Annotated in this window: 17 protein-coding genes; 13 read left to right on the top strand and 4 right to left on the bottom strand. The window is 36.9% G+C overall.

What is annotated here, in order from left to right; translation table 11 throughout:
• Window positions 1–100 precede the first annotated feature (100 nt).
• Complete coding sequence (locus ACFSCX_RS07630; protein ID WP_377927582.1) at window positions 101–409, bottom strand: transposase; 309 nt, start codon at window positions 407–409, stop codon at window positions 101–103.
• A gap of 362 nt (window positions 410–771) precedes the next feature.
• The gene (locus tag ACFSCX_RS07625; protein ID WP_377927581.1) at window positions 772–1,200 is read right to left on the bottom strand and encodes an NUDIX domain-containing protein; all 429 of its coding nucleotides are present in this window, start codon (window positions 1,198–1,200) and stop codon (window positions 772–774) included.
• 370 nt (window positions 1,201–1,570) lie between these two features.
• Between ACFSCX_RS07625 and ACFSCX_RS07620 the strand changes: the two genes are divergently transcribed.
• The 4 genes from ACFSCX_RS07620 to ACFSCX_RS07605 all read left to right on the top strand — a co-directional run bounded on the left by ACFSCX_RS07620 (window position 1,571) and on the right by ACFSCX_RS07605 (window position 6,839).
• On the top strand, window positions 1,571–4,135 hold the full coding sequence (locus tag ACFSCX_RS07620; protein ID WP_377927580.1) for a vitamin B12-dependent ribonucleotide reductase: 2,565 nt from the start codon (window positions 1,571–1,573) through the stop codon (window positions 4,133–4,135).
• A gap of 117 nt (window positions 4,136–4,252) precedes the next feature.
• Window positions 4,253–5,278, top strand: coding sequence for a spore photoproduct lyase (gene splB / locus ACFSCX_RS07615; RefSeq protein WP_377927578.1), 1,026 nt, complete (start codon window positions 4,253–4,255; stop codon window positions 5,276–5,278).
• 112 nt (window positions 5,279–5,390) lie between these two features.
• On the top strand, window positions 5,391–5,822 hold the full coding sequence (mntR, locus tag ACFSCX_RS07610) for a transcriptional regulator MntR (protein WP_377927577.1): 432 nt from the start codon (window positions 5,391–5,393) through the stop codon (window positions 5,820–5,822).
• A 120-nt stretch (window positions 5,823–5,942) separates the two neighbouring features.
• The gene (locus tag ACFSCX_RS07605; protein WP_377927576.1) at window positions 5,943–6,839 is read left to right on the top strand and encodes a patatin-like phospholipase family protein; all 897 of its coding nucleotides are present in this window, start codon (window positions 5,943–5,945) and stop codon (window positions 6,837–6,839) included.
• A gap of 46 nt (window positions 6,840–6,885) precedes the next feature.
• Here ACFSCX_RS07605 and ACFSCX_RS07600 read toward each other — a convergent pair whose 3' ends face one another.
• A complete protein-coding gene (locus ACFSCX_RS07600) occupies window positions 6,886–7,245 on the bottom strand; it encodes an SA1362 family protein (protein WP_377927575.1) in 360 nt (119 codons plus the stop codon).
• Between the two features lie 76 nt (window positions 7,246–7,321).
• The gene (locus ACFSCX_RS07595) at window positions 7,322–8,257 is read right to left on the bottom strand and encodes a DUF1385 domain-containing protein (RefSeq protein ID WP_377927574.1); all 936 of its coding nucleotides are present in this window, start codon (window positions 8,255–8,257) and stop codon (window positions 7,322–7,324) included.
• 202 nt (window positions 8,258–8,459) lie between these two features.
• On the opposite strand from ACFSCX_RS07595, the gene ACFSCX_RS07590 reads away from it, so the two are divergent.
• The 9 genes from ACFSCX_RS07590 to spoIIIAD all read left to right on the top strand — a co-directional run bounded on the left by ACFSCX_RS07590 (window position 8,460) and on the right by spoIIIAD (window position 14,016).
• Window positions 8,460–8,969, top strand: coding sequence for a YqhR family membrane protein (locus ACFSCX_RS07590; RefSeq protein WP_377927573.1), 510 nt, complete (start codon window positions 8,460–8,462; stop codon window positions 8,967–8,969).
• A gap of 70 nt (window positions 8,970–9,039) precedes the next feature.
• On the top strand, window positions 9,040–9,489 hold the full coding sequence (gene aroQ, locus ACFSCX_RS07585) for a type II 3-dehydroquinate dehydratase (RefSeq protein ID WP_377927572.1): 450 nt from the start codon (window positions 9,040–9,042) through the stop codon (window positions 9,487–9,489).
• Window positions 9,486–10,547: a M24 family metallopeptidase gene (locus ACFSCX_RS07580; protein WP_377927571.1), complete on the top strand. Its 1,062-nt coding sequence runs from the start codon at window positions 9,486–9,488 to the stop codon at window positions 10,545–10,547. The genes aroQ and ACFSCX_RS07580 overlap by 4 nt, the downstream gene beginning before the upstream one ends.
• Before the next feature lie 78 nt (window positions 10,548–10,625).
• Complete coding sequence (gene efp / locus ACFSCX_RS07575) at window positions 10,626–11,183, top strand: elongation factor P (RefSeq protein WP_377927570.1); 558 nt, start codon at window positions 10,626–10,628, stop codon at window positions 11,181–11,183.
• Between the two features lie 350 nt (window positions 11,184–11,533).
• Window positions 11,534–11,815: a YqhV family protein gene (locus ACFSCX_RS07570; protein WP_377927569.1), complete on the top strand. Its 282-nt coding sequence runs from the start codon at window positions 11,534–11,536 to the stop codon at window positions 11,813–11,815.
• A 126-nt stretch (window positions 11,816–11,941) separates the two neighbouring features.
• Window positions 11,942–12,874, top strand: a complete 933-nt coding sequence (spoIIIAA, locus tag ACFSCX_RS07565) for a stage III sporulation protein AA (RefSeq protein ID WP_377927568.1) — start codon at window positions 11,942–11,944, stop codon at window positions 12,872–12,874.
• Window positions 12,871–13,386, top strand: coding sequence for a stage III sporulation protein SpoIIIAB (gene spoIIIAB, locus ACFSCX_RS07560; protein ID WP_377927567.1), 516 nt, complete (start codon window positions 12,871–12,873; stop codon window positions 13,384–13,386). The genes spoIIIAA and spoIIIAB overlap by 4 nt, the downstream gene beginning before the upstream one ends.
• A 22-nt stretch (window positions 13,387–13,408) precedes the next feature.
• Window positions 13,409–13,615, top strand: a complete 207-nt coding sequence (spoIIIAC, locus tag ACFSCX_RS07555; protein ID WP_377927566.1) for a stage III sporulation protein AC — start codon at window positions 13,409–13,411, stop codon at window positions 13,613–13,615.
• Between the two features lie 5 nt (window positions 13,616–13,620).
• Window positions 13,621–14,016, top strand: a complete 396-nt coding sequence (gene spoIIIAD, locus ACFSCX_RS07550) for a stage III sporulation protein AD (protein ID WP_377927589.1) — start codon at window positions 13,621–13,623, stop codon at window positions 14,014–14,016.
• Window positions 14,017–14,030: the final 14 nt, after the last annotated feature.

Genomic DNA, 14,030 nt, shown 5'->3' with positions numbered 1-14,030 from the left:
TGGTAATAATACACTGATCTTTGCACCTCCAAAGCTTTTGTTGCTTTGATTATAGGAAACCCCTCTGATACCCACAGTTCTATTTCAAGTAAACGTTCCTCTAGTGGTATTCGTTTTTTTTTAGGAGATTCTTTAACATCGCAACTTCAAGCTCTTTTTCACCCAACAATCTCATTGCTTGTTCATATTTATCTAAAAGTTCATTTTTAGTCGGATTTTCTGATAGGGTGGTAGTGCCTTCTTGTTCCATCATCTCTAAAATTTCATCTTGATATTCTGTCATCCATTTTCTAAATGTATCTTTTGAAATACCAGCTTTTCTAGCAGTAGATGAATGGTTTCCAGTTTCCAATGCCATTCTTACATATTTCTTTTTCACATCTTCAATAACATCGATCTTCTTCTTCACTCTAACCACCTCCTATTCACCAGAATCGACACTTTTAGTGTACTTTTATAACCTAGTTCGTGTCCAAATGAATAAGGGGGCTTAAAAGAATGTTGATGATAAAGTAGAAAGTTGATGATAAATTCTAAATGTTGATGATAAATGAAGAAAGTTGCTGTTATCTTTTCAGAAGTCGCTGATAAAATTTACAAAGTTGATGATAGATTCACTAGAAATGATAGAAAAATGGCATCCTGCATCTTGTTTAGGCGATATCTTCCTCATCAAAACGTGCACCATACATAAAATTCTCAACTTGAGTAAAAAAATGAGCATTATTTCATAAAAAATGCCAAGTTTCTAAACAATATCATACCTACCTTCTATTTGAGTAAGGGGATAGTGACTTTGTGTTCAGCAAATTCTCTAATTTCTTTCTTTATATTTGGATATAGAACGATTGAATCTAATTCATCAATTGATATCCATTTTACACCCGTTTGATTTGGATCTGGATTAGTCGGTAAACTTGCTGTTCCACCTGTTACTTTGCAGTCGAAAAACAAACCTAATGAATGCTTTTTATTTACCGTATCTAAAAATTCATAGGTGAATGCTAACTCTCCAACCTCTACATCTATTGAAGTTTCCTCTTTTACTTCTCTTTTAGCTGCAGACTTTATTTCTTCATAATCATTGACTCCACCTGCTGGTAGATTATAATGAAGTCCACTTTCATCATGAAACTCAACAAGTAGGATAGCGTTATTTTGGATAATTACACAACCTGCTCTTATACGAGTGTTATACATACATTCCCTCCTCCAATGGTAGTAACAAAGGATATCATAAACTCATGCGTAGTGGCTAATATTTCTATTTCGGGAATTTGGAATTGCAAGTTTTAAAAAAAGTTAAAATTAGTCATTATCTTTTAACACCCTCAATTTTCTTCTCTTTTCTCTAAAATGTAATGTATTTTGATTTTGACAAAAAAAATATATTTTGCATAAACATCAATATGTAGTGTTGTCGAAAATAATGTATATACAATATATTGATATTTTATATCCGAATATGTTACGGTAACATTATCAAAAATTCGAGGGTATATTACATAGCTTCTACTAGATTACTCGAATAAAAAAAAGATAGTTTTTATGTATAAGGGAGATGTTTTAGTTGACAGTTGCGCTTGAAAAAAAACTAAATATTGATGTGAACAAACTAAATGATGACATACGAGCTTTCCCACAAGTTCATCCAATAACTAGAGACATGAAGATGACACACAAAGGGGTATCACGTTTAGTTATGCTTGATCGTTATTCCTTTAAAGATACCGAGAAAATTACCCTTAGTGTAGGAGATTTTGTGGTTCTAACGATCAAGGAGGATCCTAAGTTTCCGGCAAGGGGACTTGGTCACATCAAGACGATTGACTGGGAAAACAAAACCGCCGATGTCCTTGTTGAGGAAGATTACCGCGGCGTGTTGGACAAGCCATCTGAAGTCGAGACAGGTATAGTTAAACGTTCATTAGATATAATTGAAAAACCACTTGAAGTGTTTTACGAGCAAATTGCCAAGCGAAATGCGACTGGCCTTGCCTCGGTAGAAACCACACCTGAAAAGCGTCAAGAATGGTATGAAAAATTCTATCATGAGCTTGTCTCACTTAACTTTGTTCCAGCCGGGCGCGTTCTTTATGGAGCTGGAGCTGATACAGATGTAACGTACTTCAACTGTTATGTGATGCCATTCGTACAAGATTCCCGTGAAGGCATTTCTGAACACCGTAAACAAGTAATGGAAATCATGAGTAGAGGCGGTGGAGTAGGAACGAACGGTTCTACCTTAAGGCCACGAAACACGTTAGCTAAAGGTGTTAATGGTAAATCATCGGGTTCCGTGTCTTGGCTCGATGATATTGCGAAGTTAACTCATTTAGTGGAGCAGGGTGGATCGCGTAGAGGTGCACAAATGATTATGTTGGCCGACTGGCATCCAGACGTAATCGAATTCATCATTTCAAAAATGCAAAACCCACGAATTCTAAGATTCTTAATTGAAAATATTAATGACGAACAAATTAGAAAAGTAGCACAGGATAAGCTGAAGTTCACGCCATTAAGTGAAAGTGAGCGAATGATGTATCAAGGAATTACTTATTACAAGCATATTCCCGGACTAGGTGGATTTACAGAAAAGGTTATCCGTGATGCAGAAGAAAAGCTCAAAACAGGTGGAACTTATACAGTCCATAACTCTGAATTTTTAACAGGAGCAAATATCTCTATTTGCTTAACAAAGGAATTTATGAAAGCTGTTGAACAAGACCTTGAATACGAGCTTCGCTTCCCTGATGTTGAAAGCTATGACGAAGCTGAAATGAACATATATAACGAAACATGGCATGAAGTTGGTGATGTTCGTGAGTGGGAAAAGATGGGACATAAAATACGAGTATATCGCCGTGTTAAAGCGAAGGAGCTTTGGAATTTAATTAACATCTGTGCAACCTACTCAGCGGAACCAGGGATATTCTTTATTGATAATGCAAACGAAATGACGAATGCGAAAGCATATGGACAAAAAGTAGTTGCAACAAACCCATGTGGAGAACAACCACTCGCACCGTATTCGGTTTGTAACCTTGCCGCGGTTAATCTGGCTGAAATGGCAGATAAAGAAACAAAAACAGTGAACTTTGAAAAATTAAAGAATACAGTAGAAGTTGGTGTTCGTATGCAAGATAACGTTATCGACGCAACACCATACTTTCTCGAAGCAAACAAAAAACAAGCACTTGGTGAACGACGTGTTGGTTTGGGCGTTATGGGATTACATGATTTGCTCATTTATTGTGAAACCGAATACGGTTCAGATAAAGGAAATCAGCTAATAGACCAAGTGTTTGAAACAATTGCTGTTACAGCCTATAGAGCGTCAGTTGAACTTGCAAAGGAGAAGGGAAGCTTCCCATTCCTTCAAGGCGAGTCTGATCTTGAAACAAATCGCTTACGTCATGCATTTATTAAAACGGGCTTCATGGAAAAGATGCCAGAAGATGTTAAAGAAGACATAAAATCGTATGGGATTAGAAATTCCCATTTGCTAACTGTTGCTCCGACTGGAAGCACAGGAACAATGGTTGGGGTATCAACAGGATTAGAACCTTATTTCTCATTCTCCTACTTCCGTAGTGGACGATTAGGAAAATTCATTGAAGTAAAGGCAGATATCGTTCAAGAATATCTAGACAAATATCCAGATGCTGATCCAGATAATCTGCCGCATTGGTTCATATCCGCAATGGAGCTCACGCCAGAAGCTCATGCGGATGTTCAGTGTATAATCCAACGCTGGATCGATAGCTCTATTAGTAAAACGGTAAATGCTCCTCGTGGCTACACCGTTGAACAAGTTGAAAAAGTGTATGAGCGCTTATATAAAGGCGGTGCAAAAGGTGGAACGGTTTATGTTGATGGAAGCCGTGATGCTCAAGTACTAACATTAAAGGCAGAAGAAAATACATTTGAGGAGCAACAAGAATTATTGCCACCAGAGGAGGAAAAGAAACCTGTCGTTCTCGTAGATACGATTCATGATCTACGTTCAACGAATGTTAACTTTGGATCAGAGGTTGGAGATACTTGTCCTGTATGTAGGCAAGGTACAGTAGAAGATATTGGAGGCTGCAACACTTGTACGGACTGCGGCGCTCAGTTAAAATGTGGTCTATAAAACATAGATGAAAAAAATGATAAGGATGGAATCCATGAATTGGTTCCATCCTTTTTCAATGATTTCTACACTACTTGCGAATACTAACAAACAAATGCTATTGAATGAGGTGAAGAGATGAAAGCATTTGTGCCTCAGTTAGTATATTTTGAACCGAAGGCGCTTGACTATCCATTAGGAAAAGAGCTAAAAGAAAAGTTTGAGAAGATGGGGTTAGAAATTAGAGAAACAACCTCCCATAATCAAGTAAGAGGGATTCCAGGCGATACGGAATTGCAGCAGTACCGTAATGCGAAATCAACCTTAGTTGTTGGTATTCGAAAGACTCTTAAGTTTGATACATCCAAACCTTCAGCTGAGTATGCGATTCCACTTGCAACGGGCTGTATGGGTCACTGTCATTACTGCTATCTGCAAACAACCTTAGGGAGCAAGCCATACATACGGACGTATGTAAACTTAGACGACATTTTTGAACAGGCTGAGAAATATATGTTGGAACGTGCTCCTGAACTGACACGTTTCGAAGCGGCATGTACGTCCGATATTGTGGGAATTGACCATTTAACCCATTCTTTAAAGAAGACCATTGAGTTTATGGGACAAACAGAATTTGGCCAGCTTCGATTTGTCACAAAGTATCAGCATGTTGATCATTTATTAGATGCAAAACATAATGGTCGTACACGTTTTAGGTTTAGTGTTAATTCACGTTATGTGATACAACATTTTGAACCTGGAACCTCTTCATTTGAAGAGAGAATAGATGCAGCTAGAAAAGTAGCCAACGCAAACTATCCACTTGGTTTTATTGTAGCGCCAATTTATATGCATGAGGGCTGGAAAGAAGGATATTTCGAACTGTTTCAACGGTTGTACGATTCCCTTCAAGGAATATCAATCCGTAACTTAACTTTTGAGCTTATCCAGCATCGTTTCACAAAACCTGCAAAGAATGTCATTCAAAAGAGGTATCCGAAAACAAAACTAGAGATGGATGAGTCAAAACGAAAGTATAAATGGGGCAGATATGGCATCGGTAAATATGTTTATCAAACAGAAGAAGCAGCAGATTTGGAAAAGACATTACGGGGTTACATTCACGAATTTTTCCCGGAAGCAGAAATACAATACTTCACATAATTAAGGGTGAATGGCGTTGTTTAAAGAGAGAAGCTTGTTTCACTTTATATTCTATTGTAAGATGATAGAAGGCAATTCTCGGATATTTAGAGTGAAATGAGGTAGATGATTGATGCCAACGCCAAGTATGGAAGATTATATTGAACAAATTTATATTTTAATCGAAGAAAAAGGGTATGCAAGAGTATCGGATATTGCTGAAGCGTTATCGGTTCATCCCTCATCAGTTACCAAAATGGTTCAAAAACTGGATAAAGATCAATATCTCATATATGAGAAATACAGAGGACTTGTATTAACGACAAAAGGCAAAAAAATTGGCAAACGACTTGTATATCGCCATGACCTACTAGAGCAATTTATGAGACTAATTGGTGTTGAGGAAGAGCTTATCTATAATGATGTCGAAGGAATTGAACATCACCTTAGCTGGAACGCTATTGATCGAATTGGCGATCTTGTTCAATTCTTTGAGGAAGATGAAAGCAGAGTTGAAATGTTAAGAAGTATACAAAAAAGTAATGAAGAAAATGGAGATTCATAAAGAAGACTTAGTATTTCGCTAAAGTCTTTTTTTATTGTTCTTCTCAGCTACTAATCAGGTACTATTTACCCCTTCGGACGATTAAGATGTAATAAGACAATAGAGTCTAGGGGTGAGAAGGTGAAAATAGATCTTGTATTTTCTGGTGGAGGCATAAGGGGGTATGCCCTTATAGGAGCGATTAAAGCACTTGAAGAAAAAGGTTATTCTTTTGGTCGAGTAGCTGGAACAAGTGCTGGAGCTTGCCTTGCAGCATTTGTTGCTGCTGGATACAAAGGAGAAGAAATTCAACAAATGATGGATGAGGTAGACCTTCAAAAATTTTTAGACACTAGAAAGAATTTTCTTCCCTCCATGATTAGCAAATGGTTCCTTCTGTATTGGAGGCTAGGCTTGTACAGGGGACTTATTCTAGAACAATGGATTGAAGCACACTTACAGAAAAAAGGTGTGCGAGTATTTGGTGATCTGCCAGAAGGTGTCCTTAGAGTGGTTGCTTCTGATTTAACGAATAGTAGAATGATGGTGATACCAGATGATTTAAATAGGTATGGATACGATCCACAAGAGTTTTCAGTTGCTAAAGCTGTCAGAATGAGCGCGGGAATTCCTTATTTCTTTGAACCTGCTAAATTAGAACAAGTAGGAAACAAAAGAAGTAGGCAACCCATTATTGTGGATGGGGGAGTGCTTAGTAATTTTCCTATCTGGTTATTTGAGCAAGTAAGAAAAGAACACAAACGTCCATTACTTGGCATCCAGTTAAGTCCCAAGCTAGAAAATAGACCACCAAATAAAATAAAAAATGCCATTGATTTGTTTAAAGCCCTGTTTGAAACAATGATGGATGCTCATGATTTACGGTATATTTCAAGGTCTGTTGAGAAAAATATAATCTTTATCCCTGTTGAAAATGTGTTATCAAGAGACTTTGAAGTTACAAAGGAGAAGCGACAAGAGGTAGTAAATGTCGGCTATGCAAAAGCCACTGAATTTTTAAAGACATGGAGCTTTTAAAGAATAAATGAATTGATAGATAGAAAAAAATAAAAAAACCGATAACTTAGTGAAAAGCTCGGTTTTTCTTTTTATTATTTTTCTTTCCTTCAATAACGGTCAAATGTGTATTACTACTTTTTCTTTTTAAGGTTGTAGGGGATACTGGTTTTTTAGCCAGAGTAGATACATTATTTGATTGATAACGTTTTCTAGATTGCCTTACAGCCTTGCGATATTGTGAGTTGTTTTTCCAATTACCGCCAGCACGCTTTTGCAGGAATCGAAAAATTAAATAGAAGGCAAAAGCAAACAGAACAGCTATTCCAATCATCTGAAGTAACTTTAGTGGATTTGTTGTTAACAAACCTATAGCTGCTAAGCCAATTGTGAGTATAAGAATAATTTGACCTGTTTGACGTTTCAACAGCAGCACCTCCCAAAGAAAAAGTAAGGGTTATTAATTACATTATGTGCATTCGTAAAGGATGTTGTCACAATTATTAAACAATTTTTGGAGAGTCTTGTGATTCATTTTCCAGTCTTAATAATTCATTAAATGAGGCAATTGCTACTTCTACTTGATCATCCTTGGGTTCTTTCGTTGTTAAGAGTTGAAGCCATAAACCAGGATATCCAAGAAGCTTGAGAACAGGAACATTTCGAAGTGCATTTGTTAACTGTAATACTTCGAAAGATATTCCTAATACGACAGGTATTAACGCAAGTCGATTTAGTACTCGAACATATATCGGTTCTGTCGGAACGAGCATATATACGAACACACCAATAATGACTGTAAACAAAATAAAACTACTACCACAACGGTAATGAAGTCTCGATTCTGCTTGTACGTTTTCTACAGTTAATTCGTTACCTTTTTCAAAGCAATTTATGACTTTATGTTCAGCTCCGTGATATTGAAATACCCGTTTAATAATGGGTGTAAACGAAATAGCATAAATATAGGCTAAGAGTAAGATTAATTTAAACAATCCTTCGACTAGAATTTGGCCCATGTCACTTGAAATAATTGGTCTTGTTAATTCAGCTAAAAAGACGGGAATGAGTGTAAATACAAACTTTCCAAACAGAAATGAAATGATTCCAACAGCAGCTACTCCTAAAATCATCGTTAACTTAGACTCTTTCTGTTCTTGTAACACATGATCTTCATTTGGATCAAGGTCATATCGCTCGGTTGAAAAATTTAAATGCTTTGTTCCATTTGCACTTGCCTCTAGTATGGCCACAATCCCTCGCAGGAAAGGAATCTTTTTGAGTTTTTGTGCGAGTGGGTTTACTTTTCTTGGTAACCGAAAATACTCAAGTGATTGATCTTTTCTTCGAATCGCTGTCACATAATGATATTTACCACCAAACATGACACCTTCTACTACTGCTTGCCCTCCATAAACGGGCTTTTTTTCATCTGACATGTTTCCACCAACCTATAATCATCTTTGTTGTTATATATGCTTTCTATTGTACTAGAAAGTGAGGAAAACCTCTAGGATGATGTGCAGGTTTGTAAACTATATTGCTATCATAGACAGAAAAGTGAAATGTTAGACGAGTTTTAAAAAAGTTCTTCATATTAATGAATATCATGGAAACACTACATAATGGAGGTGCATAATAGTGGAAGAAGAGAAGAAACTAGAACAAAATAAAAAAGAAGAACCTATGTCACCTGCGACAAGAACGGCTTTAACGGGATTTTTTGGAGGAGTATTTTGGAGCTTTATTGGTTATATGACCTATCTATTTCATTTCACGAAGATTCCTCCTAACGTCATTTTAGACCCTTGGGCAGTCGGTGACTGGAAAGACGGAACATTGGGACAATTCATTTCGATCTTTATTTATGGTTTATTATCCATTCTCGTTGCTTTTGCGTACCATATGACATTAAGAAGATTGGATAAATTTTGGATTAGTATATTATTTGGTTTAGTATTATGGGGAATTGTATTCATTATATTAAATCCAATCTTTGCAAATATTGAGCCTATTCAGGAGATGGATCGGAATACATTGGTTACGACTCTTTGTCTTTACACCCTATTAGGAACTTTTATTGCCTATTCTATATCATATGAATACACAGAGCTTAAATTACAAAATGAACCAAACTATTCAAACGAATGATCATTATGATAGAATGTTCTTTGAACATTCTTTTTTTTAATATGTTTACGTAGAGTGAGGAGATGCCAGGATGAAGCGCATTCTCTTGTTAAACGGACCAAACCTAAATCGGCTTGGCCTAAGAGAACCAGACATTTATGGTCAGATAACATTAATAGAACTTGAAAGCTCTTTAGGAGATTTTGCTAAAGATTATGGATTAGAGCTTACCTGTTATCAATCAAATCATGAGGGGAACATCATCGATAAAATCCATGAAGCAGATAGTAATGTTGATGGGATCATCATAAACCCAGGGGCTTTTACGCATTATAGCTATGCAATAAGAGATGCCATCGCGAGTATATCTAAACCAGTCATCGAAATACATATATCTAATATACACGCTCGTGAGGAATTCCGTCACACCTCTGTCATAGCACCTGTAACGATTGGTCAAATTGTTGGGTTAGGTTTGAACGGTTACAAATTAGCAATAATAGCACTTAGAGATTTTTTTGGAGAGGATGAAAGGTTATGACAAAAATTGATCAATTGAGAAATCGCTTTCAAGAATTAAACGTTGACGGAATGCTGGTAACAAGTAAATACAATCGAAGGTTTATTTCAGGATTCACAGGATCTGCTGGAGTTGCTTTGATATCAGAAGATAAAGCTCTGTTTATTACAGACTTCCGTTATGTGGAACAAGCAACAAAGCAATTAGATGGATTTGAGGTTGTTCAACATAAAGCATCGATTATTGAAGAAATTGCATCTCAAGTGGAGAAGCTAGGAATAAAGAAATTAGGCTTTGAGGAAGATCACGTTACATTTAGTACTTTTAGGGCGTATCGTGATCAAATAAAGGCAGAATTAGTACCGATCACAGGTGTTATAGAAAAGTTACGCTTGATAAAGAGTGAAGCGGAGATTAAGATATTAAAAGAAGCAACAGAGATTGCTGACGCAGCGTTTAAACATATTCTTACCTTTATTCGTCCTGGTAAGTCAGAATTGGAAGTATCAAATGAGCTTGAGTTCTTTATGAGAAAACAAGGAGCAGCTTCTTCTTCTTTTGATATTATTGTTGCTTCAGGTTACAGATCAGCATTGCCACATGGAGTTGCTTCAGACAAAATCATTGAATCAGGGGACTTTGTTACGCTAGATTTTGGTGCATACTATAAAGGTTACTGCTCTGATATTACTAGAACCATATCAGTAGGACAACCAAAAGATGAACTTAAAAATATTTACGATGTTGTTCTTGAAGCACAATTACGTGGAATGGCAGGAATTAAGCCAGGTATTACAGGAAAACAGGCCGATGCTTTAACTCGTGATTACATCACTGAAAAAGGTTTCGGGGAATACTTCGGACATTCTACTGGTCATGGAATCGGTTTAGAGGTTCACGAAGGGCCAGGATTATCCTTTAAGTCTGACGTTGTTCTAGAGCCAGGTATGGTCGTAACAGTTGAACCTGGAATTTACATTGCCGGCTTAGGTGGGGTTCGTATTGAAGATGATACGGTTATTACGAAAGATGGAAATGAGTCTCTTTCCCATTCATCAAAGGAATTAATTATTCTATAATTCAAGCATCTGATGTAAACGAACTCAGGTGATTGTCTACACTAACATATTTTATTGCATTTAGGAGGATTTTTGAACATGATTTCTGTAAACGATTTTCGTACAGGTTTAACAATTGAGGTAGACGGAGGCATTTGGCGTGTACTTGATTTCCAACACGTTAAACCAGGTAAAGGTGCAGCGTTTGTTCGTTCAAAGCTTCGTAACTTACGTACTGGAGCTATTCAAGAAAAAACGTTCCGTGGTGGAGAGAAGGTAGCAAAGGCTCAAATTGAAAACCGTACGATGCAATATTTATATGCAAACGGTGATCAACATGTATTTATGGATACACAATCATATGAGCAAACAGAACTTCCAGCTTCATCTATTGAATATGAATTAAAGTTCTTAAAGGAAAATATGAATGTTGCTATTCAAACCTATCAAGGTGAAACAATTGGAGTTGACCTACCTACAACTGTTGAACTAAAGGTTGTTGAAACAGAACCAGGAATAAAAGGAGATACAGCATCAGGTGGTACAAAGCCTGCAACGCTAGAAACTGGATTAACAGTCCAAGTTCCTTTCTTTATAAATGAAGGTGATGTTTTAATTATCAATACGGAAGAAGCTAAATATATTTCACGTGCTTAATGAAAAAGGATTGTCCTAACTTAGGGCAATCCTTTTATTAATTATAAGGAAGTATAAAAGTTTTCAGCAAGAGAATGGGCTAGTGACTAGGAATCAAGCTCCAGCACCCAGTCACTCGAGGTCAAATGTTCCTAAATGTGTAAAAGGGGAAAAGCACCTTTTTATCATTTAGGAACATTTGCTCTGCCTGAGGCTAAACGGGGCGCCCTGAGCCTTTTGTACTTTTTCCTCGGAATACCACTTTTCTACCTCGAGTATTCATAACTACAATAATCACAAAAACACTATTCTTAAATCATTATTCCAAGCATAGGTTGTACTACCACACTAAATTAACAAGGGGAATAAATATGAAAAAATGGATGGCAGGGATTGATACAACCGTTTTATCCATGGCAGGGCTTAGATTTTTGTCTGCGTCTATTGAGCTAACAGCGGCAATCATCATGCTGCTTCTTAATGATGTGAAAAAAGCAGTAGCGGTAAATGCTGTACTTGCTATGGTTGGACCGTTAATTTTTATTGCCACAATGACGATTGGGTTATTAAGTCTGACTGATGAATTATCATTTTCAAAATTATTATTCATTGGAATTGGAGTAGGGTTTATTTTACTTGGAATCTATAAATGATTAAACGACTGCTCACTTGTAAGCAGTCATAATATGTCCAAGCCTGCATACATTGGAGTATAAAGTGAAACTACGATATATGAGAGCATGATAAGAGACATTAAATGATCGAATAGGAGGGGTAAAGTGAATGAGATTTTAGAAATGTTGTCACCGAATATAAGATCCATAATCGAAAGCTTCCCTCCTCATTTACAAGAAAGAATGGAAGAAATTCGAATTCGGCTAAATCGACCGTTAGAAGTTATGATCGGTAGCAAGTATCAGTTTCCAAGAAGCTATATAGTGACAGCTGAGGATACTATATTTTTGTTAAACCGACTAAGTCAACATTCCATATATACATTAGAGGAAGAGTTAAAAAGAGGGTACATTACGGTTCAAGGTGGCCATCGAGTTGGACTAGCTGGCAAAGTAATTACGGAGAAAGGTGAAGTCAAAGCAATAAGGGATGTCACTTTTTTTAATATACGAATAGCAAGGCAATGTAAAGGTGTTGCCGTCCCACTAATTCCATACCTTTCAACTTCAGATCACTGGGAAAACTCCATCATAATCGGGCCTCCACAATCAGGAAAGACAACATTGTTAAGAGATATCGCAAGATTAATAAGTATTGGTGATGAAGAAAGAAATCTTCCCTCCTATAAGGTTGGGATTGTTGATGAACGATCAGAGATTGCCGGTTGTGTAAAAGGTGTTCCCCAGCACGACCTTGGCTTCAGAGTGGATATACTAGATAGCTGCCCTAAGGCAGAAGGGATGATGATGCTCATTCGGTCTATGAGTCCAGATGTCATTATTGTTGATGAGATTGGTAGTAAGGAAGATAGTGAGGCCATTATGGAAGCAGTTAATGCTGGTGTTAGGTTAGTGGTAACTGCTCATGGTTTTAACTTCTCTGATTTATTAAAAAGACCGAGTATAAAACCATTAATAGATGCCCAAATTTTTTCAAGGTTTGTCATTCTTTCAAGGGAAGAAGGTCCCGGTACGTTTCAGAAGATTTTAGATGGATCGGGGAAGTTAATTGGTCATAGTATGGAGGTATTTACATGATCAAAATATTAGGAGCACTTTTTATCCTACTGGCTACAACTTGGACAGGTTTTGAATCAGCAAAACAGTTTAGTGAAAGACCACGCCAACTCAGGCAATTAAAGGCTGCTTTGCAATCTCTCGAAGCGGAAATCATGTACGGGCACTTACCACTATACGATGCATGTACGAATATTGCGAAGCAGATGAACAAGCCATTATCTTGGTTTTTTGAAGATTTTGCTAAAAGGCTTAAAACGGGAAACCAAAATGTACGAGATGCCTGGGTAGAGAGCTTGCATGATATCAAGCGATTAACGGCTTTTAAGCAAGGGGAAATTGAAGTCCTAAAGCAATTCGGTGAGACGTTAGGACAGCATGATCGAGCTTCCCAGCAAAAACACATTCTTCTTGCATTAACTCATCTAGACAGGGAAGAAAAGGATGCACAAGAGAAGCAAGCAAAGTATGAAAAAATGATAAAGAGCTTAGGATTTCTATCAGGTCTTTTACTAATTGTTTTGCTGATGTAAAGGAATGAGGGGAGAAGTTGAAATGCCAATAGATGTCAGTACCATTTTTCAAATTGCTGGTGTTGGAATAGTCGTTGCCTTTCTTCACACTGTATTGAAGCAAATGGGAAAGGAAGACTATGCACACTGGGTCACGCTCGTTGGATTTGTATATATCATTTTTCGCGTCGTGACCATCATGGATGAGTTATTCCAAAAAATAAAGGCTGTATTCCTCTTTCAAGGTTAGGGGGGATTTCTATTCAAATCTTACAAATTGTTGGTATCGGATTAATTACTACTTTTCTTGCCCTAATTGTGAAAGAACAAAAGCCAACGTTTGCTTTTATGCTCGTGGTTTTTGTGGGTTGTACGATTTTTCTATTTTTAATTGGCCAAATTCAAGGAATCATTCAAATGTTAGAAAGAATAGCTGTTAACGCTAACGTGAATTTGATGTATGTAGAGACCATTTTAAAAATTATTGGAATTGCCTATATAGCAGAGTTTGGGGCTCAAATCACGAGGGATGCTGGACAAGGTGCTATTGCATCTAAAATTGAGCTGGCTGGAAAAATTCTAATCATGGCAATGGCCATTCCGATTTTAACCGTTATCATTGAAACAATCTTAGATTTATTACCTGCGTAAGTACTTTTCAAAAG

The organism is Bacillus salitolerans, assembly GCF_042680805.1.
In the GTDB taxonomy this organism is placed as follows: Bacteria; Bacillota; Bacilli; order Bacillales; family SA4; genus Bacillus_CJ; species Bacillus_CJ salitolerans.
The sequence above is the reverse complement of the archived record's forward strand: the minus strand, read 5'-3'. Positions and strand labels throughout refer to the sequence as shown.